The organism is Desulfosporosinus sp. HMP52, from assembly GCF_000765145.1.
Lineage (GTDB): Bacteria > Bacillota > Desulfitobacteriia > Desulfitobacteriales > Desulfitobacteriaceae > Desulfosporosinus.
This window is the reverse complement of sequence record NZ_JMGA01000013.1, coordinates 20,276-45,166: the sequence shown is the minus strand read 5'-3', so window position 1 is coordinate 45,166 and position 24,891 is coordinate 20,276. Positions and strand designations below refer to the sequence as shown.

Genomic DNA, 24,891 nt, shown 5'->3' with positions numbered 1-24,891 from the left:
GAATTATTCAATTTTGGTCAGACCATGATCAGCTGTAATGGTCAGACCATATATATAAGTAGCTTTTTTTAGGGTTACTTAATCTTCGTAAGCTTTAGCCATTAAATCGGCAACATGCATCACCTTTTGTTTTTGACCGGCTTTGTTGATGCCGCCTTGAAGTCTCAACATGCAAGCCGGGCAACTTGTAGCCACCAAATCCGCATTGGTATCCTTGATGTTTTGTGTCTTCTGATCTGTGATATCTGTTGATACCTCATGGAAGAAGGCTTGCACTAAGCCGGCTGCCCCGCAACAACGGTTGGCTTCAAACATTTCCTTATACTCAACCCGAGGAATCATTTGCAGCAATTGCCGTGGCTGTTTAGTCACCTTAAGCCCCCGTACCATATGGCAAGGGTCATGGTAGGTGACTGTTAGAGGACTTGAATTATGAAGTTGGCTCTGATTGACACCAATTTTATCCATATATTCTGAAAACTCAACCACTTTTTCACAAAATAGTTTTACTTTAGGTAGATAGGAAGGCTCATCGGCGAAGAGCTTCAGATAATCATGTTTAAGCATGGAAGCACAGGACGCGCAGGCGGAGAGAACAACTTCGGCATCGCTATACTTATCTAAAAAAGTATTAATAGTTTGGCGGGCATTACTTTTCGCTGTTTCGAAGTCACCATAGCAATATTGCGGAAGACCGCAGCACACTTGGTCCTTGGGAATAATAACTTCACAGTCATTTTTAGTTAACACTTTAACAACAGAATGCGCGGTTTGGTCTAAGGAGTAATTGAGAAAACATCCCACATAAAATCCGACCTTATGCTTCGGATTTTGCACCTTAATCCTCTCCGGAACCTGCTCCAAAAATTGTTTTTTGGCAGTAGGGAAGTTTCGAATATCAATACCGCGAAAATAATCCATTCCATCAAGTTTATTCAGAACACTTTTGCCCACTCCTCCGAAAAGACGGAATCCCATACCCAATCTCTTCGGACTGGCCAGAGTTTTTAAAGCAAAAGATTTAGCAAAAGGTGTGATTCCCTTTCTGAGTTTGAGATCTCGCCGCGCGGCCATAACCAGTTCATTACCATGTACACCGTTTGGACAAGTGACTGCACATTCTCCGCACAACAGACAGCTCATGATAGCATCTTCATACTCTTGATTAGGTTCTAATTTCCCATCGGCGACGGCTTTGATGAGCTGGATTCTTCCGCGTGCCACCATTGTCTCTATCCCAGTCAGCTTATAGGTCTTACAAGCTGTGTGGCAGCCACCACATTTGTTACACGTGTTGAGCATTTCATATACGTCTGCCAAAACTCCCACTGATCTTCCCCCTTTGTTTAAGCGTTTTTACCCATGGCCTCCAGCCCCATCCCTTCCGAAAGAGATTTAATTTGCCTTTAGCTTGTGAGTAAGTTCACCAAGACCTGAAGTAATTATATCCTATTGACTTGCTACTTTGAATGTTGCGCCCCCTTTTCTGGTAACTTTCGATAGCGTTTCAACAATTGAAACAATGTTTCGAAAACTTATGGTTATATTATTGCTCTATCTGAGTAAATCGTCAATAGGAAACTTTCAAACAATTTAAGTTATTCTCAAATTATCACCAAGCCTGAACTTTGTAACTAATAGGTCAAGACTTTTGGAAGAAGTCGAATCCTAACTTAGCCGATATTAGTTGTCCAGAGGATTTCAATTCCTCTCCAATCCAATCAATTCCTTTTTCATTAATCCTACTGGCAGGTCCAGAAACACTAATTGCACCGATCGCCCGCCCTGAATAATCGAAGATTGGTGTCCCTAAGCAGATTATACCGATTTCATTTTCTTCCTTCTCAATCGATATTTTGCTTTCTCGGATAGTTCTTAAGCCTACTAACAAGGTCTCTGGATCAGTAATTGTGTTAGGTGTATACCTTGTCATACCTTTTAGCTCCAGAATATGACGTACTTCCTCTTCAGGCATGGTAGAAAGCAAGGCCTTCCCAACTGCTGTACAATGCATCGGAGCTCTTCGACCTACTTTAGAATGCATACTGACAACTTGAGAAGTCTCTGCCCGATCGATATAAACAATTTCCCCATCATCGGGAAGAACCAGATGAACGACTTCATCTAACACTTTTACTAAGTCACCGAGAACAGGGCCAGCTACTTTACGGATTTCTAAATCGTTAAAGAATCGTATTCCTAATTCAATAATTTTAATGCCTAATTGATATCGCTCGCTGTCTTTTTTTCTCTCGACATAACCTCTGTGACATAAGGTCTGCAAGATTCGATGAACTGTACTCTTATGCAAACTAATGCGGGTTCCAATTTCTGTGACTCCTAAAGGCTCTTCTGCGTGAGCTAATACTTCTAGAACATCTAGTGATCGCTCAAGTGTTTGCACATATTTCTCTGCCATGGTTAGGCCTCCATTTCATTACCACTAATCAGTCATTATAAACAACAAGAATTCGGTTTCAGCATATAAAACTATGTTTTACTCTCTAGGCTAGTATGAACTTTTTATTGACTTTAGTCAATACCCCAAATTTTCAAATTTAACAAAAAACTTAACTTTCAGTCTTATAATTTTATATATTTTGATTGTATATTTGACTCTCTTCATGACCATAAAACTCTGACAATAAAAAAATCAGGATGGAGTAATCTCCATCCCAAGTAACTTAATTAGGCCATCTCCAACCTCACCCTGCTGCCAACTCCGCCAGCCTCAGCAGGAGTTAGAACCAACCGGCGCGACAGGCGGTTCTTCAGCTCCGGGACATGACTGATTATTCCTATGGTCAAACTCTGCAAGTGAAGCTTCTCTAAAATATTCATAACGGATTCCAAAAGATTGGCATCCAGAGTTCCGAAGCCCTCGTCAAGAAAGAAGAATTCCAGCGGAGATTCCCCGCGAAGCTGGATCTGGGTAGATAAAGCCAAGGCTAGGGCAAGAGCTGTGAGGAAAGTCTCACCGCCGGATAAACTGCTTACAGGCCTGCGTACTCCTCCATTTGCATCATCACGCATAATAAATCCTCCCTCAGAGTCCACTTCCAAGGCATAACGTTGGTTTGTTAACTCCCTTAACCGCTCTGAGGCATCTATTGCAACATTGGTTAATTGTTCTTGAGCAATGAACTCTACAAAGGCATTGCCTTTGAAAACACTCTGCAAGTTTTTCAGTAAATCATGCCGACGAGCAAGAGTTATACGCTCACCTTCCAGGTTCATCCATTCCTTATGGGTAACTTTCAGCTTCTCCAACTTTTGCTGATTGGCACCTCGTCTCTCAATTGCTTCAGTATAAGCTTGTTCATGAGCTTTGATGCGAATGGGCCAAGCAAGCCACTCTTCCGGAAGTAGAATTCGTTCCTTAAGTACTTCTTCAACATCTGCTCGTTTTTGCTTATTGAGCAAAACATTTTGACGATAGGCAGTGATGGCTTGCTCCATATTCTGCCGTTCTGAATCCGGACACAAGGCATTTTTCGCCTCTTCTAGGGACAGGAATTGTGCCGTCCGGAGGCCTTGGGCAAGTCTGTCCTGTGCGGTCTTTAGTCCTTCACTAGATAATTCTAAGGTTTTAAGGCTAACTGCCTGAATCTGTTCTGCTTGAGTCCATATTTCTTTAGCCTTTTCATATAACTTTCTAAGGGCTTCTTCTGATCCTGTCACATGAGATAATTCCTCTTTAACTTGATCAAGGAGATCAGCAGCATTCTTGCCACCTGTTAGAGCATCACATTTCTTCTGGAGCTCTGCCAAATTGCGGGCTGCCTCAGTACCAATAGTTGTTAAATTCTGAAGCTCCAGCTCGCAATTAATTTTATCCTGATGAAACTGTTCTTGAGCCTCACCAGCTTTGCTCAGCTCTTCCTCAAGTCCAGCCATTGTTTTATTTAAGGTACCCAGGGTTTGATCCCAATTTAAGTACTGATTTTGCAACCTGGGAATTTCAGCTATAGCAATCTCCCCACGCAAATTGTCTAAAATCTCTTTCCGCTTTACCTGTTCTTCAGACACTTTAATTAACCGATTTTGAATGTCTTGGCCTACACCTTCTAGAGATGCAATCTGAGCATTAATACTATTTTGCTTTTTCTCTCTTTCAACCATTTGGCTCTGAGCATCATCCAACTTTCGGCCCCACTGCTCTTGATCTGCTTTCCACTGGCTAAAAGCCTTACGTTTAGACGCTAATATTAATTCTTGTTCTACTAATTGTTGTTTTAGCTCTTGAATCGTTTTTAAGCTATCCGCCTCAGTCAATTCCCCTCGAAAAGCAACAAGGGAGTGTTGCTTTTCCGCTACAAGATTATTCTGATTCTGCTCTGCAACCTTATTCGAGGATAAGCGGGCCTTGGTTACAGCAAGTTCAGTCGCCCATTTCTGGCTTTTCTCTTCTAAGGTCTGCAGTTCATTAGAAGCTTCCTCAAGGGCAATTCTAGCCTGGTCCAGCCTCTCGTCAACCAATTCTATTGCAGGCTGGGGATGGTGAGTTGAACCACAAACCGGACACATCTCTCCTGCTGCCAGATTTCTAGCCAGTATTCTCGCCAGGTTTTCTTGTTCAAATGTCTTCACTTCAACTCTTTTTAATTCTGCATGCTCCTTGGCGCTCTGGAGTGCTTGAAGGATCTGTCGCTGCTCTTGTTCCTTAGCGGCAACTTCATCTTCTATTTTTCGGATATCCTCTCTGATAATTTGAAGCCGCTCCAGCTCAACAGCTTCCTCCCGCTCACTCCGTTCAATATTGACAATTTTATGCCGATCACGTTCTAATCTTTGAGCCTGTTCACTGAGGATCTCCTCACGGATTGGCGGGTTCTGAAGCAAGCGGGTCAGTACCTCTTTAAGCTGCTCAACTGTTTTCTGAGCGGCTCGAACTTCTTTCTGAGAGTCATTCAATTCAAATTGACGTTCTTTCATTTCTAAGAGGTTTTTGTCTAAATCTTTCTGAAGATCTTTAGCTTGCTTAAAAACTATATCAAAGCTTTCCAGGGCTTGAGCAGATCCATTAACTCTCCTCCGCTGCTGGGGATCTACCGTAAGACGATTAATCTCGTCTTTAATATCCTTTAATTGTTTTTGCAGGACTGTTTTTCTATCATTTGAAGCTCTAATTTTGTGTTCCAAATCCTTACGAATTCGTTCATGTTTACTATAATCCAGACGTGTTTGATTTAACCTCTCTTGCCTGGTCAGGATATCAATTTCTAAGCTTTTAGCTTGTTCCAGCTGCTCAAGCCTGCGCAGACAGAGGGGCTCTGCAGCTTGGCGTTTTTGGCTTGACTCCAACCACATACTTTCGGCCTTTTCCTTATCAAGCCTGGCTGCCTTAAGTTTTGTCGCTGAATCTTCCGCTTGACCTCGAGCCTCTTGAAATCGAGCTTCTGAGAATGCTATCTCTTCCAGCAGTGAACGGATTGATTCCGCACGTTCTGCCAGGCTTAAGCGCTCAGCATAGTTGTCAATGATTGCTTGTTCAGCTAAAAGCCGATTCTCTAAATCCTTTAGCTGGTGCAATTGTTCCTGCAGTCCCCAGACTTCTTTGGCTTCATCATATTGTCGTTTTAAAATTCTCAAGTCTTCCGAAATAGTCTCAGCCTTTGACACTGAGATTTCTAAATCCTTTTCAGCTTCGATAACTCGTTCTGAGGAAGCATCTCCTAATCCTTGTTGTCGTTGTTCTATACCGTTCAAACTGTATTTAGTGCTATCTAGTTGTTCCGAAAGTCGAGCGGATAATTCCCTCCCATAAGCTTCAAGGGAAAACAGTCTCTCTAACATTGATCTCCGATCTTTTGGTTTAATGGTGAGAAACTCGGCAAATTTCCCTTGAGGAAGAACTACGGCTCGAGTAAAATCCTCAACATTGAGTCCCAATACACCCTCAATCATTTTCGTCATTTCATCAGCTTTAGAGGCTAACACAGTTTCAACATCATCGATTATCTCCACAAGTCGGCAGGTCGATGCCTTAACCGTTCGATCCCCGGATCGTTTATAGGCCCGCTCCACACGATAAACTTTCCGTTGATCCCCTACAGCTAAGGAAAAACTATATTCTACTGTGAGCAGGTTTTCTGCGTGGTTAAGTATCCCTTGGGTATTATTAGCAGCTCGTTCTACAGTACCATAGAGAGCCAGAGTAATTGCATCCAGAATCGTGGATTTTCCGCTGCCGGTAGCGCCGAAAATTCCAAACACACCGGTTTCACACAGTTTGGAGAAGTCGATCTCTTGTATTTCCCTAAAGCTATTTAGGCCTGCTATCTTTAGTTTAATGGGCCTCATGCAGACTCAACCTCCTTATCGACCCCAATTTGCTGGTCTGATAATAGAGTCGTCTCATTGTTATCCGGGTCAATCAATGACAAAAACATAGCAACAAGTTCCTGCTCCGGTTCCGCTCCACCCATACGATCTTGATAGAACTTGCGGAAAAGCTCGTCGATCGGCAACTTCGACCGAGCCTCGGCAGCGATCTTCTCAGTCTCCGGAAAAACAGGTCGGATATTAATAAGTCGTTCTCTTTGCCGGCGCAGATTATGAATATCTTGAGCCTGCAACGAGTTTGACACGAAGACTTCTAAATCAATCCAGGCATTGAGATCCTTGCCTTCATCAATCCAATGCTGTACCTGAGCAAGCCCTTCTTTGGCCCGCCATTTGACCAAAGGGTATCCTGAACGCAGGAAAATCTCCTGAGTTGTTACCTCTTGACCGGGATAGGCTTCGATTAAAACCACAGATTTGGCATAGCCGGTTTCAGAGAAGCTATAAGCTAGCGGCGAGCCCGAGTAACGAGTTGGAATAGGAGCACCTTTGACAGACTGGGCACGGTGCAAGTGCCCAAGCGCAACATATTGGGCCCCAACCGGCAAAGCATTTACTTCAACTGTGGGGGCACTGCCCAGTTGAATTGGCCGCTCTGATTCGGATTCTACTCCCCCCCGCACAAAAAGATGGCTTATCCCCAGATTAACCGCATCCGGGCGATAATGCTGAGCAAAGGTAGTAAATAGTTGTTGAACACGCTTAGAGTATTCTTCCCGCAGGATCTTTTCATCTAAACTTGCACTTAAGACCTCGTTGAGTCGTGATTCCGAAGGATAGGGCAGCATAGCTACAATAGTTGGCGGGCAATTAGGAATAGCTAACTCCATCCACCCTTGGCCTGCCGCAGCTCTTCTAACAGTTGAACCCTCTCCTGGGTTCAGTTGGGTAAATATGCTGGAGCTAGGCAAAAGCACCTCTTTCGGAAGACCATATAAAGTTATTCCCTGTCGCACAGCCAAAGGGCCGGCTGCACAAAGTCGTTCAGGGTTATCGTGATTTCCTGCGATTGCAACTATCCCACGCCTCCCTCCGGCAGACAATCGATTCAAAGCTTCGTAAAAAAGTTCTTCCGCTGCAGCTGGGGGGTTAACAGTATCAAAAACATCTCCGGCGATCAGAATAAGATCTACCGCATTGTCCTCTACTATACCGGATAATTCATCAATAAAGGCGACTTGCTCATCAAGCCGACTACGCCCTTCAAGGGTACGCCCCAAGTGCCAATCTGATGTATGTAAAATCCTCATGGATTTCTTGCCCCTTTCATACTTTTCTCTAATGTTCTTATTATAGAGCATGTCCCAGACAAAAACTTGTGGGCATTATTGGAATCAGTACTGAGCATAATACAGTAGACAATAAACGAAAGAAGGGCATTATAATGAGTGACTGGCTAATACCGTACCTTGTTTTTAATGGCAACTGCGAAAAGGCTGTCAACTTCTATCAAGCAGCTTTTGGGGGAGAAATTCAAATCTTGCATTTTGCTGACGCTCCGGCAAATCCAGCCTTTCCAATCCCGGATCATGTTAAGAATCTCGTTATGCATGCCGAACTAAGAAAAGATGGTCATGTCATACGTTTCTCAGATACCTTTCCCGGCAACCCTTATAGTACAGGGAATAATATTTCTTTCTCCTTAGAGTTTGATACTAAAGAAGCAACAAGGAGGGTTTTCGAAGTATTGTCTGAGGAAGGCACTATCGAAATGGAGTTGCAGGAAACCTTCTTTAGTCCCTTATACGGGAAGTTTACAGATAAATATGGAGTACAGTGGCAAGTTTCATGCAAGGTAAAGTAATAACCCGTCATAACAACTAAGCCTCTAAGATACAGTGTATCTTGTTTTCTGTAGAGGTGCTTAGTTTAGAGTTAATAGAACCCATCCGGTTGGATGGGTTCTATTACTTAATAATTAACTTATAGCCTTAATATCTATATTTCTAATCCTGCTTACGATTTGGTTAATATCCGCAGGCTTCTTGATGATTTTAAACCCTTTTTCCTCCAGCCTTTTGGCAAAGGCCTCCGGCAAATCTCCCAAAACCATGAATTTGGCTTCAGGGAGTTGTTTATGTATTTCCTCAATCACAATAAGTTTTTCTTCATCAATTAATCCTTCAATGACAACTTGATTGGGTAAAACTTTGCTAAGGATATCCCTATTCAAAGCACTCATCTTGAAAACCTTCACTCGATAATCTAACACCTTCAAGGCTTTCTCTAAGGAGTAGCTTAAAACTAGATCATTTATGATTAGGGCTACATCAACTTCTATTTCTGCTATGCAGGAATTCGGCAACAAAATCTTAAATATGGCTCCACCCTCAGGTTTATTGCTGGCTTCAATTTCTCCTTCATGATTATTAATAATTGCCTTCACTACTGCTAGACCTAACCCAGTTCCCCTTTCTTTTGTCGTGAAAAAGGGAGTAAACAACTGCTCAATTATACCCGGAGCAAAACCAGACCCGTTATCTTCAATACATAATTCAACCTTATCCAATCCTTGATCTAAGGATATTTTAACCAATCCATTTTCTCTTTCACTTGCCACTACAGATTGAACAGCATTACGTACTAAATTTAAAATAACTTGAGTAAGCTGCCCGGCATCAGCATTTATAGGAGCTACCCCTTTAGAGTAATCAACTAGAACTTGAATATCTGTTCCTATAGCCTCGCCCTCTAATAAGGGAGACAATTCTTCTATAAAGGATATAAGATCCAGCGGTTCCGGTAAAATTGCGGCTGGTTTTCCCAGGAGCAGAAATTCGTTTAGCAGTCGGGTCACCCGATCTATCTCACGCAAGACTAAATCGACATAACCCGCCGTCTGTACTTGGTTTCTTTTTCTGGTCATTAATTGTAATAGCCCTTTAGCAGCACTTAATGGATTCCTTAATTCGTGGGCCAAAGCCCCTACCATCATTGAGGTAGTTGCGAAACGTTCAGCTTGGCGGGCAGCAGACTGCCAACGATAAAAATCGGATCGATCGTCCAGCATAATTAACCATCCGACAATCACCTTATCCTCAAAAATCGGGGAAACCTGCCAGTCCACCCAGCATTGCTTATCCTCTTCTTGATCCCTCTGTAAAGATTCCATCTGTCCATTGACGGGAAATCCGATCTCTGAATTAATAATTGAAACCCAAGGTCCCTCAATATCTAATATGGAAACTCCAACTAGGTTGAGAAAGGTTCTATTTAAGAGATTCTCGGCAGCTTTATTAATATATGTAATAGTCTTTCTCTGATTGATAATAAATACCGCACTACCTACTTCTCCGAGAACTCTGGCTAGCTGATTATTTAGTAGTCTAAATAAGTTATCTATTTCAAGAATGATAGCACACTCTTGGGCCATTAATGATATAAGCTCCCCTGAATGCTCTTTGTCAACGGGACTAAGTACCCCTAGATTACATTTAGACTGCCCATAAGTTATATCAACATGCTGCGCAGTCCCTTCTGCCCCCGTTAAGTAGGCTTTGACTAAGAATTCATCACCTTTAATGTAAGGATCCCCTTGATTATCTATCTGAACCCAACTACCCTCGGCCTCTAGTAAGATGATTAAGGCACTTAGGATTAGTTCCAGACTTTTTTTCAAAGCATCTGTATCTCCATGAAACAGGGATATGACTATATGATTCATTTGGCGAAGGATTGAGAGTTCAAGGGCTCGTTGCCCACAATTGAACTCATGTTTAAAAGATGCCAGGAAATTGGTCAGTAATTTTGCAGCAATCGTTGCCCGTTCCAGTAATTTAGGATAGACAGTTTCCTTAACACATAAACACTCTTGGGCAATCATTCTAATACCGGATCCTAAGGGAAAGGTTAATAAGGTATCTTCTGTTCTTAAGTCAATGGTTTCTTGGACTTTGGAGAGTTTATGATTTTGCAAATCCGGAATAGTAGCAGCATCTTGGAATTCACTTTGACACACCGGGCATATTCTTGATGATTGAAAGACCGGCTTATCCAAGATAACAATGGATAAACAAAGTTGTAGACCCTGGGCGGTACATTCTAAAAAACTATGCCAACGTTCGGATTTAAGGAAACCATAATCTTCAGTAGTTATGGACATCCCTTCATCCCCCCTTTTTATTAGACACTAACCTATTGATAAACCATTACGATCGATTATCAATTCCTTTAATTCAGTAGAATGATGACTGCCTCTCATTTTGACAACTCTTATGTACCTTTTTAAGCTGATTTCATGTTCTTGATAGGTTAAGAGTAACAAATTGTCAGCTACAAAACTAACTCCATGTTTTGTCATGGGCTCTATAGTCCCAGTATTATGCATTTCATGGGTGAGTAAAACAGTTATGCCTTGGGCCTTATAATAATCGGTAAGAGCCCAAATATAATCCGTATATTTCACTTTATCGCTCATTCCAATTTCAAATGAAGAAATCGAATCTATAATTAACCGTTGTGCCCCAATTTCACGTACAAGTTCCTGAACCTGATAGACATGTTCATCAACATCCAGCTCAATGGGAGAAACGTAGATGATATGCAGAAGACCTTGATCAATATAGGGTTGAATATCATTCCCGATTTGTTTGAAATTGTTGATAATCTGGGCAGGGTTTTCCTCAAAACTAAAAAAAACAGTTTTTACACCTGACCTAATTCCCTCTAAGGCAAAACTAAGGGCCACCATCGTTTTACCCGAGCCAGATGGTCCCGTTATTAAGGTCGTAGACCCTTGAGGAATACCACCTTCCATTAGCTCATCTAACTTTGCCACTCCCGTTGAAACCCTTTGAGAATACTGAATATAGTCTTGCTTCAATACCATTGGACTCAAGCGGGGAAAAACGCTAATGCCCGCCTTGGAAATCTTAAAAACCGCTTCTCCATTGTAATGCTTTGTTCCTCTCATCTTTAGCACCCGCAAATACCGCTTCTGCTGCCGCTTCTCCTCGGTCCCATAAAGATAGATGATCCCATCGGCTATGGCACTTTCAGGTCTAATCTCGATATCTTGTTCAGAGTACTCCCCTAAAAGGACGGTGGTACAAGCCCAAGTCGTCAAGCGAACGGATAGTTCAAGAATGAATTCACGAAAATCCATCGTATCAGGAATTATATCAGCGATTGCTTTAATGGTATCGACAAAAACCAATGTTGGTTGGTATTCCTTAAGAAAGGTATCAATTAACTTCATGGTCTGAAGAGACCCTTGTTTACGGAGCACACCTCCAAGATCTTTATAGATCACATTCTTCTGAACTTTACTCACATCATAAAAGCTAAAGCCCTGTTGAAATTTCATTATTTTAATTTGAGGTTCGGAAAGAGTGGTTAAATACAACACTCTATCTTCCGCATTCGCATTTTCAAACATCATCTGGTGCGCAAGAATGGTTTTACCTGACCCCGGTCGACCAACTAGCAGTATCGTAGAACCTCTTGGTAAACCTCCATCTAAAATCTGATCAAGTGCAGTGATGCCGGTCGAAACTTTATCCAATTCTAACACTCCTACATAAATCATCTAGAAACTTATTTAATCTCATCATTCCTGGCTTCAAGCTCTTCTGTCAACTGCTTAGCTAGTTGTTTTCCAACTAAATGTCCTAATGTGCTGACGATATTAATCAGAAAATCATGGACAATCAGAAGGGCACGCTCCTGATCTATCTCAACTAGTTCCTGTAATAGAACTCCATCTTCCGTAATTTTAATTAAAGAAGCTTCTTCATACTTTAATTGAGTTTTCCACAAGGCTCGTTCCAAGACGATGATAAAGACATGAATTCCGACCACTTGTCCTACCGATACAAATAGCTCATCAATCGTTTTTTTATGAAAGTCCAAATTTTACCCCCCTTTCGAAACAGTATATATTTCGACATCATCCTTTCTAAATCCTTCCATGATTGCTAATTGGACAAATCATCTTCAAAATATTAGTGACATAGCACAGCAAATTTTTCTCACTCCAAGGTGTATAGTTTTAATAACAACAGGATTTTTGGGAAAGAGGTTGACACAAAAATGGCTCTAATTTACAGCATCGATGATAATCCTTTAATATCCATGGTTATACAATTAGCTTTAACTGATGAAGGACATACGGTTGAAACCTTTGACAGTAGCCTAAGTGCTTACGAACGCTTAGAAAATGGGGCCAAACCCGATATACTATTGGTTGACCTCAAAATGCCTGGAATGACTGGAAAGGAATTAGTTGAGAAAATCCGCTCAAACCCCCATCTAGATTATATACCAGTCACTTTTATTACAGGTTCAATACCTTCAACAGACATATTGCCAGCAAAAGAATCTTACCAAGCTTTAATTCTAAAGCCCTTTGAGTTGCAAGAATTAATTGATACTGTAGAAAGGTTAATTGCCTGAAGATATAGTTAATGTCTAGCACCCACTGCTGAAGTGGGTGTTATGTGCGTTTAATCATCTTCTTAACACAGGAAAAAGGGGCAGCACCTGTTGCTACCCCTTTTCCTTTGTGTTATAAAAAAGTTAACCGAAGTGGCCGGGGACAGAGAGGAGGGATTAATAACCAAATGACAGTTCAAGCTGATTGGAAAAGACTACTCGACGAGGAAATCAAAAAGGATTACTATGTTCAGCTCCTTGAATGGGTAAAAAACGAATATCGTTATAAGCAAATTTTTCCGAAGAAGGACGATGTATTTAATGCGTTAGTTTATACCTCTTATGAAAATACTAAGACAGTCATTTTAGGACAAGACCCCTATCCTAATATCGGTCAAGGGATGGGGCTTAGTTTTTCTGTCAATGTTGGAGTACCCTTTCCAAAATCACTTCAGAATATTTTTAAGGAGCTTCAATCGGACCTGGGCTGCCAAATCCCTCAGCATGGCAGTCTGAAAAAATGGGCAGAACAAGGGGTATTACTACTCAACACCTCACTTACCGTTGAAGCAGGCAAACCAAATTCTCATCAAAACAAGGGTTGGGAAATCTTTACCGACCGAATTATTTCTCTGGTCAATGAGAAATCCGATCCCGTGGTCTTTATCTTATGGGGTAATAATGCTCGGTCTAAAAAGAACCTGATTACTAATTCCCAGCATTTGATCATCGAATCAGCACACCCCAGTCCCTTATCTGCCAGCAGAGGTTTTTTCGGCAGCAAACCCTTTTCTCGTACCAATAACTTCTTGATTTCAAAGAATAGATTGCCGATTGACTGGCAAATCGATTGATTCACCACAGCGGTTTAGACTTATAATTACCTGTGGAGGCCCTCGAAAATTGATATGCTCCCCTTCCTGCAGGCGGTTCAATGGCTAGATACCAGAAAACGACTGCCGGAAGGGGAGTATTTTTATATACATATATTTTTCCAAGCCTTGAGATAATAGTATCGGACTAATAAACTGAGGTGCGTAAATGTTTAACTTCTGGAAAAGGAGCCACCCTCAAAGAATTAATAACGATACCATTTTTCAAAAGCTAGAAGAACATCCTGAAAGTGTTTCTCAAGAAGCTACTTCTCCCCAAAGGTTACCCTTGGTCAGCACTATGGTTCGCGATAGCAGCCAGCTCTTACGCGGATCAAAGCTGCGCTTTACCGAGGATGGGCATTATAATTTGGATTTAATAAAAAATCTAATCCCCACACCGGAACTGATTGCCGAAACTATTTCTCTAGGGAGTCTAGCCCCTAAAGAAGTGCTGCTAATTTACTTGGGCAATATTGCCAACCCCGGCATCATCACAGAAGTAAAGCAAAGACTCCGGACTATTAAAGCAAGAACTTTATATGAAAGCAGTTACATTCAAAGAAATATTGAAGATTCAACCCTTAGCCCCTTTCCCCAAGTTGAAGTGAGTGAGCGACCTGATGTAGCGGTGAGTGCTTTATTTCAGGGAAGAGCCGTTATCATTTTAGATGGCAGTCCAGACGTCTTACTGGCTCCCAGCACATTTTTCGATCTTATGGATACCCCTGATGATGTTTCCAATCGTTGGTTTTTTGCAGCAAGCTTTTTTAAACTTGCTCGCTATATTATGTTGTTGCTTGCCGGCTGCTTGCCCGGCTTTTATATCGCTTTACTGTCTTATAATCCGGAAATGATCCCAACCCGTCTGCTTCTTCTTATCTTAGACTCCCGGGAAGGTACACCCTTCCCTGTCTATTTTGAGGTTTTTCTGATGCTGGGGATATCCGAAGCTTTTCGGATGATGCTAATCAGAATGCCGTCTTTAATGGGCTCCAGCGTAGCTCTATTTTCCGGTATTACTCTGTTAATCGCTGGTCTGTTTACCAATACAATTGGGGGAGGCTTGGTAATAGTCGTTACCTTGACAGTGATGTCTTCCTTTGCCATCCCCGATTACGATCTGCGGACAGCCATCCGGATGATTCAATTCTTGACCATGATTATATCCAGCTTTCTGGGCTTATTCGGTTTTGCCCTGGCTTTCTTCTTGATTTGCATTCACCTCTCCACCTTAAAATCCTTTGGCATTCCCTACATGGCACCCATGGCAACCATGGAAGTAAGTGCCTGGGGACATACTCTCCTGCGCGAGGATTCTGAAGAGATGCCTATTGACGATACTTATAAGCCTCAGAATCCTCTAAAAAAGAAAGGAGGGTAATACTTTGCCTAAAGAAAGCAATGTAACAGAGGATCGGCTTCACATTCAAGCCCTTGTCCCTTTGTTAGTCCTAAGTATTGTTGAATATGAAGTGTTTACTTTTTCAAAAGCCACAGTTACGGCGGCCAATCAGGATGCTTGGCTTTCTATCCTTATTGGCGCCTTTATCGGTAGCATCTTTGTCTATTTGTTTATTAAATTAGCAGCACGCTTCCCTTCAATGAACTATTTTCAATACCTGCAAATTGTCTGGGGAAAGCCAATAGGTTTCTTGATCTCAGTTCTTTATCTCTTATTCTGGGTTAGCTTTCTCAGCTCAATTTTTTATGAGACTGTGTTAATTAACAAATTGTTGTTTCTTCCTTTAACACCCACCATAGTACCTCTGACTATATTTGCTTTATCCCTCATTTGGTTGGTCTCCTACGGGCTCATCCCCATCATCCGTTTTTTTCAACTGCTTCTGCCTTTCTTAGTAATCCCCCTACTTTTCTTAGGTCTTCTGTTTCTCGTCACAATCAAAATCGAACGATTTTTACCTGTTCTGGAGAACGGAATCTTACCTGTACTAAAAGGTTCCTATTTATTTCTGGGAGCCTATCAAGGTCCGGAAGTGCTCTTATTTGCTGCCCCGTTTTTCCTTAGAATTAGGGAAGGAGTAAAAGCCTCCTTGTTAGCTTACAATTTAACGGTTTTTCTCGGCTTTATCAATACAGTTGCAGCAATAGGTATTTTATGTGTAGACAATATTAAGGAAGCTGTTCTACCAGGGATTAACGTTGTAAACCTCCTGGAGTTACCCGGTTTTCCGGTAGAAAGATTTGGGCTTCTCCTCACCTTGCCCTGGCTAATTGGCATATTTACAACACTGGCTATTTATCTTCACCTTCTGTATTCCGGTGTTTTTCAGTTATTTAAGCTGCGTCCTCAAAAATGGATCTTATTCTTGGTAACAGCAATTCCTGTTACAATTGCTTACTTCTTTCCTAATGAAAACTTGCATGAGGTTTTACGCCTTTATCTAACAGTCTTCACAGTGCCGATGGTTTATCTACTCCCTGTAATGACCCTTCTTTTAGCGATTATCCGCAAGAAAGGAAGGGTAAGATGAGAAATAAACTAAGATTACTCTGCCTTCTCCCTCTATTAATACTAACACCCGGATGTTGGGATCTCCGCGATGTGAACAGCATCGCCTTTGTGCTAGGAGTTGGAATTGATGTGCCCTCTAATCCCAACAGCGCCAAATATAAAGTCACCTTCCAGCTTGCTCAGCCTATCCCAAGCCATGAGGGGCCTACGACGGAAAGTTTTGTAATCAGTAGGGACGCGGATAGCATCCTGCAAGCAATTCAACTTGCTCAGGCTGGTCTTAGTCGAAGGATTTCCTTAAGTCACCTGCGGGCGGTGGTAATCGGGGAAGACATCGCCAGGCGGGAAAATTTTCAAGACCTTATTAATTATCTCTTGCGCGAGCCTGATTTGGCCTTGCAGCTTCGCCTGGTTTTTGTCCAAAACGCCCAAGCACGAGACCTGCTAGATACCACTCAAAAATTCGAAAAACGCCCAACAGCTACGTTGGTGGGTATGGGACGTTTTTCGGAGCAAATCGCTATTATCAGAACCCGGGATTTTCTGGATTTCTTCTCTGACTTGAAGAGTTCCAATGGCACGGCCTATGGCTCTCGGGCTCTGCTTCCGAAAGGAGAAAATCTTATCCTTCGCGATGGGGCTGCTATCTTTAAGGACTGGAAACTGGCGGCCTGGCTTAATGACGAGGAAGTCCAGGCCGCTAATTGGCTGGTGGAGAAGAACCAAGCTGTTGTAGTAGCGAAAAGAGAGGAAAACACTTACACTTATGAGGTCAGAAAGAAAGACACAACCTTTAAGCCCATTATTAATGAAGGAAATCCATCTATTCTGGTCAAAGTGACTTCAGAAGGAATGGTTATGGAGGAATACGGAAAATACCTTGACCTTTCTAACCCGGAAAACATTAAAGAAATGGAATTACTCTTTGCTGAAACTATTGCTCAACAGATAAAAACCGCAATAGATAAATCTCAAAAAGAGCTCAAGGCAGATTATTTAGGTTTTCATAAGGCCTTTCGGAGACATGAACCAAAGGCTTATAAAACCTTGAATTGGAGTGAGGTTTACCCGACAATGCCTATAGAAGTGGAAGTTGAGTGTAAAATAAAAGCTTATGGATTGCGAAAGTAGAGATCAAAAACTACTAGTAGGACTGACAAAACAATACTCCTCTGCAGTAATTTTGCCACGGCTTTAGAACTTCTGAGATCATCAACCAGTCTTATGAGTGCCGAAACCTCAGTTAAACGAACTGCCCCAAAATCGGAAACATTTCCGATTTTGGGGCAGTATGACTAACCCAATAAATACAATTCTTCATTCCAGTTAAATTTCATGGCTATTAGAATTTTTAAATTTACGTAACCAAATGATACACCAAGATAGGGATAAACCAAAAATTATATGTGTTAAAAAAGATAATTCTGCTTGCAATATTGATCCTGAAGGGTGAACACTACTCAAAAATCGACTTAATGTAGAATATAATAACACCCACGCAATTAATCCAACCATCACACCTTTGATCTTATAGTAATCGTTACCCCAGTGTTGAAAGATAAGTACAGCCACTATTGCAACTACAATTCCTACAACCATGTCAATTTGTAAACCTAGCAATGTTGGCCAAAACCTACCGGAGAGTACTTGTTCGGGCAGTAGCAAGAGTCCTCCTGCGATTCGAACACAGTTAAGGTACGAAGGTAAAAAAAACATAATGATGATTGCTCCTAGCAGATCCTGAATTAATTTCGCTGCTATCCCAGACACTGCTCCAATAAGTAAAGTATCCTTTCCTAAACGATTATTCAAACTTTCCCACCTCCGGGAATTAGTATCTCCCAAAAGTCAAGGATAAACCCAAATACGTCTTTTTATCTTTGATTGTACTGACTAGAAATTTACCCTAACTGTCCATTTCTGGTAACGGATTTTTAGTGTATGCTACAACTATAGACGGGTTGAGACTTCTGCGCATAGTTAAATAGATATTACACACATTATTTAAAAAACAATCTATATGGAGATAAAAATGGAACATAAATCTATTGAAATAGTAGGTGCACGTGCCAATAACCTAAAAAATATCAGCTTGAAAATCCCGAAGAAGAAGATAACAATTTTCACCGGCGTGTCAGGGTCGGGCAAATCATCGATTGTCTTTGAAACGATAGCCCAAGAAGCCGGTCGGCAATTAAATGAAACCTTCAGCAAATTTATTCAAGGTTTTTTACCTAAGTATGGTCATCCGGATGTTGACGCCATTGAAAACCTGTCCTTAGCGATTATTGTTGATCAAAAAAGGATAGGCGGGAACTCCCGGTCAACTCTCGGAACAATAACAGATATTAACCCATTGATCCGGCTGCTGTTTTCTCGAATTGGACAGCCGCAGATTGGCCCTTCCCATTATTTTTCCTTTAATGACCCAAATGGAATGTGCAAGACTTGTGAGGGTATCGGCAGGATTGTAACACTTGATCTTAACAAAGCTTTGGATAAAGAAAAGTCGCTAAACGAAGGGGCGATTTTGTTGCCGGGCTATAAACCCGGTAATTGGCAGTGGAAAATGTATGCCTCAACAGGCTTTTTTGATTGCGACAAAAAAATTAAGGATTATTCGAAAGAGGAATACGACAAGCTTGCATATTCTAAACCGGTAAAAATCAATTCGGCCATCGTTGAAGGAATGAACTCCACTTATGCAGGTCTTGTTGAGAGATTCATAAGTCAGAACATCAAAACCGAGTTTGAAAAATCGGAGGCGTCAAGGAAGAAAATTGAGCCATTCATCACTGAACAGCAGTGCCATAATTGCGGGGGCAAACGCTATGACGAAAGTATTTTAGCCTCGAGAATCATGGGCTATTCCATAGCGGATTTTACGGCTCTGCAGGTGGATGAGCTCCTGGAATTAATCCAAAAAATTACTGATAATAATGTAAAACCTATTATCAAAAATCTGACTGAGCGATTGAAGGATTTAATTCAAATAGGGCTTGATTATGTAAGCTTGGACAGGGAAACTTCCACATTATCCGGCGGCGAATCCCAACGTGTTAAAATGGTCAAGCACCTGACAAGCAGCTTGACGGATGTAATGTATATTTTCGATGAGCCAAGTATCGGATTACACCCCAGAGATGTGCACAGGCTTAACGAACTGTTACTAAAATTGCGGGATAAAGGCAATACGGTGATAGTGGTTGAGCATGACCCTGATGTGATAAAGGTTGCCGATTTTATTGTTGATGTTGGGCCCCAAGCCGGTGCCAACGGCGGTCGGATCATGTTTGAGGGCAGCTATAGCGACCTTCTGGCAGCCAAGACACTTACTGGAGAATACATCGGCAGGAGCCTACCGATTAAGAGTAAGCCAAGGACAAGCAATGATTTCTTGGAAACGAAAAAAAGTAGTTTACACAATTTGAAAAATGTCAGTCTAAGAATACCTAAAGGGATCTTCACAGTGGTTACTGGAGTTGCCGGTTCCGGTAAGTCTACTCTTGTTAATGGTGTCTTTGCAAAGGAATATAAAGATGCTATCATTATCGACCAGTCCGCAGTCAGTGCAAATTTACGTTCCAATCCGGCGACCTTTACCGGAATAATGGATCAAATTCGCAAATTATTTGCTGATGAAAACAAAGTAAGCGCTGGATTGTTCAGTTATAATTCAGAGGGTGCCTGTGAGGCTTGCAAAGGGCGGGGTTATATTGAAACAGATCTTTCCTTTATGGATTCAGTTGAAACCCTCTGTGAGGAATGCGGCGGCAAACGGTATAAGCATGAGGCTGTGGCGTATAAGTATAATGGCCGGTCGATTGTTGAAGTGCTTGAAATGACCATCGCCGAAGCCGTGAACTTTTTTAGCCAAAAAGAAATCAAAAACAAGCTGAAGTATATAGTTGATGTGGGTCTTCATTACATGACCTTGGGCCAGCCCTTAGACACCCTTTCCGGTGGAGAATGTCAACGCTTAAAGCTTGCCAAGGAATTAAGCAAAAAGGGCAATATTTATATAATGGATGAGCCTACAACCGGTTTGCATATGTCCGATATCACCGGCATTTTGACTCTTATTGACCGTCTTGTTGAGAAGGGCAACACCGTTATTGTCATAGAACATAACCTGGATGTCATTCGTAATGCCGATTGGATTATTGACGTAGGTGTTGAGGGCGGCAGCAAAGGCGGACAAATTCTCTTTGAAGGAACCCCTGGGGACTTGAGAAACTGTAAGGAATCGATTACTGCAAAATACTTATAGCCGGCGGAAATAGACATCACAAAAGGCCAATAACCGATATAATTTCAGTTATTGGCTAAAACGCTATTTATTTAGCTCAGATTATCTACAGCGTTTGAGATATTAGACCCAAACCATGTGGTCACTTCCATCTTTAGCAAATTTGAGAAGCTCGTTAATCAAGCGGCTAAAAGCTGAAACCAAGTCTTTTCTGGCCATTTTAGGTAAAGCAAGTCCATGTTGCTCAGACAGTGCTTTTTGAAATCTTTGGCTCAATATAACATTTACTTTCAATAAGCAATTACTATAACGGCATCTATTGTGCGCTGTTGATTGTCAATGAAAATTGACCCCCTAATTCAATTGATTGTTAAAGTGTAACCATCTCGCTGAAGACGTTCAGAGTTAATATGAATCTCTTTTGAACTCTGTTCAAAGATAATATATTTTGCAAGTTCAGATAGCGAGAAATTGAGTTCTTCAGTTCTTCATTGAATTCATTAACTGGAAGAAGTATTCAGGTTTATGAGTCTTATTTAGGTTATACCATGCATGTAATGTATCTAGTGTAAATACATCTATTTTTTTCAGTACTTCCATCGCAAATTCCAGAGGAGCTACTCCTGAGGCAGTAACTAAATTCGCATCAGATACCGCAGGTCCCAACTCATAAAACTTTTCTCCTTTATAATTAGGACATACCATATTAATATACTCTAAGTTATTACTTGTATGCTTTTTAGAATCTAGGTATCCCATATTCGCGAGGCCCTCAGTTGCACCACAAATTGCAGCAACAATAGTGCCAAGCTTTAAAGCTTGGCCAATTCTTTCCAAGATTGGTTGATGAATATCTTCTCTCCAAGTAGTCCCTCCTGGTAAAATTAAAAGATCTTTACTCTCAAGAGTACATTCATCAAGGGAAATATCTGGTTTTATGCTCAGTCCTCCCATGGTAGTAATAATTCCTTTATTAGCTCCCACTGTAATTACTTTTAAAGGTGCTAAATCCTTTTTGAAATATCTTCCTGAGTTTAGTTCAGCAATTAAATGTCCATATTCCCAGTCTGACATTGTATTAAATACATAAAGATAAACTTTTATTATTTGCATCCAATAACACTCCAATCACAATTGATATAGCCTATTATAAAATAACTTCCCTGACAGCTAACGTCAGGGAAGTTATCATACTTGGTAAAATTTTATTAACTCCGACAGAACTTCAACAAGTCTTTTCTTAAGACTTATTGGCTCGATAACTTGAATAGATTTACCGTACGGTAAAAGTAAATAAGGTACATATGTATGTATCATATCTTTTTCAAGAAGAAATACTGCTTGATTTGAAGTCCGTTCTTGTAAATAATGTCCTAAAAACCAATGTTGGCAAATATCATCCAACGCCCTTGTATTTCCATTAATAACTAAAGTAATAATCCCTTCCTTATCTTGTATAGTTGGAAGGAGGTTTTTCATAAAAAAGTCACGTGCTGAAAAGTTTTCTGGCCGGTTAAACTTATTTTCGATTAGCATTAGACTTTCAATTCGATCTACTCTAAAACTTCGGATATCATTCCTAAGATGACAAAATCCAATCACATACCACTGATTATTCCAATAAATAATTCTGTAGGGATCAACCAATCTATACTTTGATTTCTCTTCGCCACTTTTATGGTATTGAATTTTTACAGTGTATCCGTCAGCTACGGCCTTCTCCAACTCCCTCAAGAAAGGTTCCATGGAAAGGGAACTTAATCGACTTATTACTTCAAGACTGGTTAAATGTTGGTTTATCTTTGTTTCCTGCTCTTGATTTGAATATTTGCTTAGCTTTGAAATAGCTCTATTTAGTGCTTCACCACCATAATATCCGGCTTCTTCTGCAAAAACAGCGGCATGATAAAGTGAGGTTTGCTCTTCAAAATCAAAAAAAAGAGGAGCTTCAATAAAACTGTTCAATAAAGTGTATCCACCGTTATGTCCTGGTTCTGAAATTATAGGTACGCCACTTGTTGAAAGTGTATCAATATAACGATACACAGTCCTTATATTCATCTCTAACTTTTCTGAAATTTGTTTTGCAGTAATTTTTTCACCTGAACTAAGCATCCATAGAATTGCTAGTATATTGTCAATTTTAGGCATATAATTCCACCTCTATATGGAATTTATTTTCTATTATATTTTTCCGATTTTTAGTATAACTCATCAACTGTTCCTTCAAATCTCAAATACACAAGAACATTATTACTTAACCTACTCAGGCACGTCGATATATTCAGATAATCTAGCTTTAAGAATTTCAATTAATTCTATATCCATGAATTGATAATCATCTGGGATATCAAGACAGATAATCTTCTTATTAGAAATTTGAGGGCCAAATTTAGTTTTAAGTCTTCTATTATGCTTTTTCTCCATCACAAAAATCAGATCAGCCCAACCTATATGACCACTAGTTACCTTAATACGAGCATTTTCTTCAGTACCAGCTGACCTTACCTCATAGCCATTGACCCCATGAAATATCTTTTCAGCAGTTAAACTGCGCCATTTATTTCTGCTACATAGAAACAATAGTTTAATATGATTTCACCTTCCATAATAATCGATTTGCTACCTCACTAGGTACTTGGCATAACTCGTCCAGCTTTTCTGGGTCATCCCAGTTGTATGGATTTTAAGAAGTTCACCATTAGAATACTATTCATTAGCCTTTTTATCTGATTTTAGTCCTTCTATTTGTTTAGCAATATGACAGGTACGTGCCACAATTAATCCTCCCAAGACAACTATCCCCATATATATGGGCTTCAGGTAGGATTCCGCAACGCCACCCCCTGGAAAAATTAAATCTGCGATAGGATAGCCAAGCCAGAATATGAATAAATAAAGGGCTATCATTGTTCCGAAAATTGTCTTCAGCATAATTTATCCCCTAAAAATAATAATGACACAGTTTCCTACTTTTGTACCTTTACCCAGTTGTTGTAACTTCCAATTATTAGCCTAATTACTATTATAAAATCAATTAAACTTTGAATCTGAAGATTCTTGAACTACTTGTGCGAGCCGCGTCAGGACGGGGGCGGCTTCGCATGATGGAGCGCGTCCCCATAGAATGACTAGAATTGTAACTGCTATGATATTACTGGAAGGCCAACAATGTATGGGGCAAGACCGTTTTCGTATCTTCTCATAAATTTGGAAAAATTTATAACAAATTGTTCATCTTTTTCTGCTTCTGCTAGCCATGTTTCTGCACCTGCTAGAATGTCTTCACAGAAAACTCTAACATCAATATTTAATGCATCATTTAACACATTGCAATGAAAGATATTCCCCCCTGATGCAGAAGGCTCAATAAAGATGTACCTTCCATAAGTATTTTTTGGATGTTGCGAACTTCCTTGGTGTAATAATGAACATCTAAAGAAATAGCAGTCTTCCCCATCTAAAAATCCCTCATACTTCTCTCCAACATACTTATCAAACCACTTTTTATACTTTTCTCCTGATGCTTGTCCATTTGCTGAGCTGAGTGCACCACATATATCTGGTAAAGCTAGTGCACCATAAAGTGACAAGTAGTAAAGATTAGACCTAATGCCTAAGCGTGTCTGATTAATCAAATCTCTCACAAAGAATCTCCCCTTTCTTAATTTACCTCAAAGGAATACATGCATCGCGCTCTGTCATATAACGGACGGGTGTTCTCGGCGCGTCCTAACCGCTTGCATCATCCTCTAGTGCTGGGAACATTGAAGTCAAGTGAAGTTAGTCGCCCCAAAATTCAGAGCTGCCATGGACGGCAGTCCATGAATATTCCTTATATCACTTCAGTAGATAGAATAGACAAATCTATATGAGGAATACCATTTCCAACTTCTAGTTTACGGTCGCATGCCAATATAAAGCGACCACCTAAAGGAGTTAGTCCTATTAACTCACTTTGCATTGTTCCAATTGGAGGGTTTCCAAACATTAGTGCTGGTTCATTTTCAAAAACTCTTAAGATTAGACCTAACCTCTCCAAATTACTTAAAACCCCCACCAAATCTGCTCTTACACAATTAGATTTATCAACTAGAATATGTAATTCGACACCATAATACTGGTAAATTCCCATTTTCATTATTGGACGACTATTCCTACTTATAGTATCTAACACTAAACTTTCAATTGGGCTTAATGAGGATAATATACTGATATACGAAGGACTAAAACTTTTATCAACAACTGCACTTGCGATTAAATTGGCCCATTTGTCAATAAGTGTATCATCTTCTTCAAGAGAACACTTCTCAATCAATGGAACTAAATTTCGTAGTTCTATATGTACATTATCAACTCCCATAGATTCCAAAATCACTTTGGCTTTCTGCATGGCTCTTACGGAATTCATAAATCTTAAATAGCGAACCTTATCTGCTATATACTCTCCCGCTCCTTTTGTTCCTGGTGAAAGAAACTCATAGATTAACTGTCTTAACTCTTTTGTAACAGAATCAACAGATTCTGCTACCTTTCCTAGTCCCGTTAAATCATTCATTCAAAATATCCTCCTTAAT

At 40.6% G+C, this 24,891-nt stretch carries 22 protein-coding genes; 7 read left to right on the top strand and 15 right to left on the bottom strand.

The window, feature by feature from the left end; all coding sequences use genetic code 11:
- Positions 1-78: 78 nt before the first annotated feature.
- The 4 genes from DP73_RS04975 to sbcD form a co-directional block, all read right to left on the bottom strand.
- Positions 79-1,329: a (Fe-S)-binding protein gene (locus DP73_RS04975; protein ID WP_034597939.1), complete on the bottom strand. Its 1,251-nt coding sequence runs from the start codon at positions 1,327-1,329 to the stop codon at positions 79-81.
- A 313-nt stretch (positions 1,330-1,642) separates the two neighbouring features.
- Positions 1,643-2,419 (bottom strand): IclR family transcriptional regulator, encoded by a 777-nt coding sequence (locus DP73_RS04970; protein WP_034597937.1) that lies wholly within the window; start codon positions 2,417-2,419, stop codon positions 1,643-1,645.
- A 269-nt stretch (positions 2,420-2,688) separates the two neighbouring features.
- Positions 2,689-6,303, bottom strand: coding sequence for an AAA family ATPase (locus tag DP73_RS04965; protein ID WP_034597935.1), 3,615 nt, complete (start codon positions 6,301-6,303; stop codon positions 2,689-2,691).
- Positions 6,300-7,595, bottom strand: coding sequence for an exonuclease subunit SbcD (gene sbcD, locus DP73_RS04960; protein ID WP_034597933.1), 1,296 nt, complete (start codon positions 7,593-7,595; stop codon positions 6,300-6,302). The genes DP73_RS04965 and sbcD overlap by 4 nt, the downstream gene beginning before the upstream one ends.
- A gap of 134 nt (positions 7,596-7,729) precedes the next feature.
- Here sbcD and DP73_RS04955 point away from each other — a divergent pair, with 134 nt between their 5' ends.
- Complete coding sequence (locus tag DP73_RS04955) at positions 7,730-8,149, top strand: VOC family protein (RefSeq protein ID WP_034597931.1); 420 nt, start codon at positions 7,730-7,732, stop codon at positions 8,147-8,149.
- 114 nt (positions 8,150-8,263) lie between these two features.
- On the opposite strand, the gene DP73_RS04950 is transcribed toward DP73_RS04955, so the two are convergent.
- From DP73_RS04950 to DP73_RS04940, 3 genes are read right to left on the bottom strand one after another with little or no spacing between them, the layout of a single operon-like run.
- Complete coding sequence (locus DP73_RS04950; protein ID WP_052090407.1) at positions 8,264-10,447, bottom strand: ATP-binding protein; 2,184 nt, start codon at positions 10,445-10,447, stop codon at positions 8,264-8,266.
- Between the two features lie 27 nt (positions 10,448-10,474).
- Positions 10,475-11,848, bottom strand: coding sequence for an ATPase domain-containing protein (locus DP73_RS04945; RefSeq protein ID WP_034597929.1), 1,374 nt, complete (start codon positions 11,846-11,848; stop codon positions 10,475-10,477).
- A gap of 32 nt (positions 11,849-11,880) precedes the next feature.
- Positions 11,881-12,195, bottom strand: a complete 315-nt coding sequence (locus DP73_RS04940) for a hypothetical protein (RefSeq protein WP_034597928.1) — start codon at positions 12,193-12,195, stop codon at positions 11,881-11,883.
- A gap of 180 nt (positions 12,196-12,375) precedes the next feature.
- Between DP73_RS04940 and DP73_RS04935 the strand changes: the two genes are divergently transcribed.
- The 5 genes from DP73_RS04935 to DP73_RS04915 all read left to right on the top strand — a co-directional run bounded on the left by DP73_RS04935 (position 12,376) and on the right by DP73_RS04915 (position 17,196).
- Positions 12,376-12,738 (top strand): response regulator, encoded by a 363-nt coding sequence (locus tag DP73_RS04935; protein WP_034597926.1) that lies wholly within the window; start codon positions 12,376-12,378, stop codon positions 12,736-12,738.
- A gap of 167 nt (positions 12,739-12,905) precedes the next feature.
- Positions 12,906-13,571, top strand: a complete 666-nt coding sequence (locus DP73_RS04930) for a uracil-DNA glycosylase (RefSeq protein ID WP_034597952.1) — start codon at positions 12,906-12,908, stop codon at positions 13,569-13,571.
- 187 nt (positions 13,572-13,758) lie between these two features.
- Entirely contained in the window at positions 13,759-14,973 is a 1,215-nt protein-coding gene (locus tag DP73_RS04925; RefSeq protein WP_034597924.1) for a spore germination protein, read from the top strand.
- A gap of 4 nt (positions 14,974-14,977) precedes the next feature.
- Positions 14,978-16,084 carry a GerAB/ArcD/ProY family transporter gene (locus DP73_RS04920; RefSeq protein ID WP_034597923.1) on the top strand — a complete coding sequence of 369 codons (1,107 nt, stop codon included), beginning with the start codon at positions 14,978-14,980 and terminating at the stop codon, positions 16,082-16,084.
- Positions 16,081-17,196 (top strand): Ger(x)C family spore germination protein, encoded by a 1,116-nt coding sequence (locus DP73_RS04915; protein WP_034597922.1) that lies wholly within the window; start codon positions 16,081-16,083, stop codon positions 17,194-17,196. The genes DP73_RS04920 and DP73_RS04915 overlap by 4 nt, the downstream gene beginning before the upstream one ends.
- Positions 17,197-17,391: 195 nt before the next feature.
- Here the strand turns inward: DP73_RS04915 and DP73_RS04910 are convergent, their stop codons facing one another.
- The gene (locus tag DP73_RS04910; protein ID WP_034597921.1) at positions 17,392-17,877 is read right to left on the bottom strand and encodes a hypothetical protein; all 486 of its coding nucleotides are present in this window, start codon (positions 17,875-17,877) and stop codon (positions 17,392-17,394) included.
- Between the two features lie 220 nt (positions 17,878-18,097).
- Between DP73_RS04910 and DP73_RS04905 the strand changes: the two genes are divergently transcribed.
- Positions 18,098-20,335, top strand: coding sequence for an excinuclease ABC subunit UvrA (locus DP73_RS04905; protein WP_034597920.1), 2,238 nt, complete (start codon positions 18,098-18,100; stop codon positions 20,333-20,335).
- A gap of 102 nt (positions 20,336-20,437) precedes the next feature.
- On the opposite strand, the gene DP73_RS23340 is transcribed toward DP73_RS04905, so the two are convergent.
- From DP73_RS23340 to DP73_RS04875, 7 genes are all read right to left on the bottom strand, one after another.
- On the bottom strand, positions 20,438-20,590 hold the full coding sequence (locus DP73_RS23340) for a hypothetical protein (RefSeq protein ID WP_165574384.1): 153 nt from the start codon (positions 20,588-20,590) through the stop codon (positions 20,438-20,440).
- Positions 20,591-20,794: 204 nt separating this feature from the next.
- On the bottom strand, positions 20,795-21,427 hold the full coding sequence (locus tag DP73_RS04900; RefSeq protein ID WP_034597919.1) for a type 1 glutamine amidotransferase family protein: 633 nt from the start codon (positions 21,425-21,427) through the stop codon (positions 20,795-20,797).
- A 75-nt stretch (positions 21,428-21,502) separates the two neighbouring features.
- Complete coding sequence (locus tag DP73_RS04895) at positions 21,503-22,465, bottom strand: YafY family protein (protein ID WP_034597918.1); 963 nt, start codon at positions 22,463-22,465, stop codon at positions 21,503-21,505.
- Positions 22,466-22,576: 111 nt separating this feature from the next.
- The gene (locus DP73_RS04890) at positions 22,577-22,897 is read right to left on the bottom strand and encodes a protein tyrosine phosphatase (RefSeq protein WP_242865702.1); all 321 of its coding nucleotides are present in this window, start codon (positions 22,895-22,897) and stop codon (positions 22,577-22,579) included.
- A 126-nt stretch (positions 22,898-23,023) separates the two neighbouring features.
- Entirely contained in the window at positions 23,024-23,248 is a 225-nt protein-coding gene (locus DP73_RS04885) for a hypothetical protein (protein ID WP_034597915.1), read from the bottom strand.
- Positions 23,249-23,460: 212 nt separating this feature from the next.
- The gene (locus DP73_RS04880) at positions 23,461-23,961 is read right to left on the bottom strand and encodes a hypothetical protein (RefSeq protein WP_034597914.1); all 501 of its coding nucleotides are present in this window, start codon (positions 23,959-23,961) and stop codon (positions 23,461-23,463) included.
- Between the two features lie 188 nt (positions 23,962-24,149).
- A complete protein-coding gene (locus tag DP73_RS04875; protein WP_034597913.1) occupies positions 24,150-24,872 on the bottom strand; it encodes an Abi-alpha family protein in 723 nt (240 codons plus the stop codon).
- Positions 24,873-24,891 lie beyond the last annotated feature (19 nt).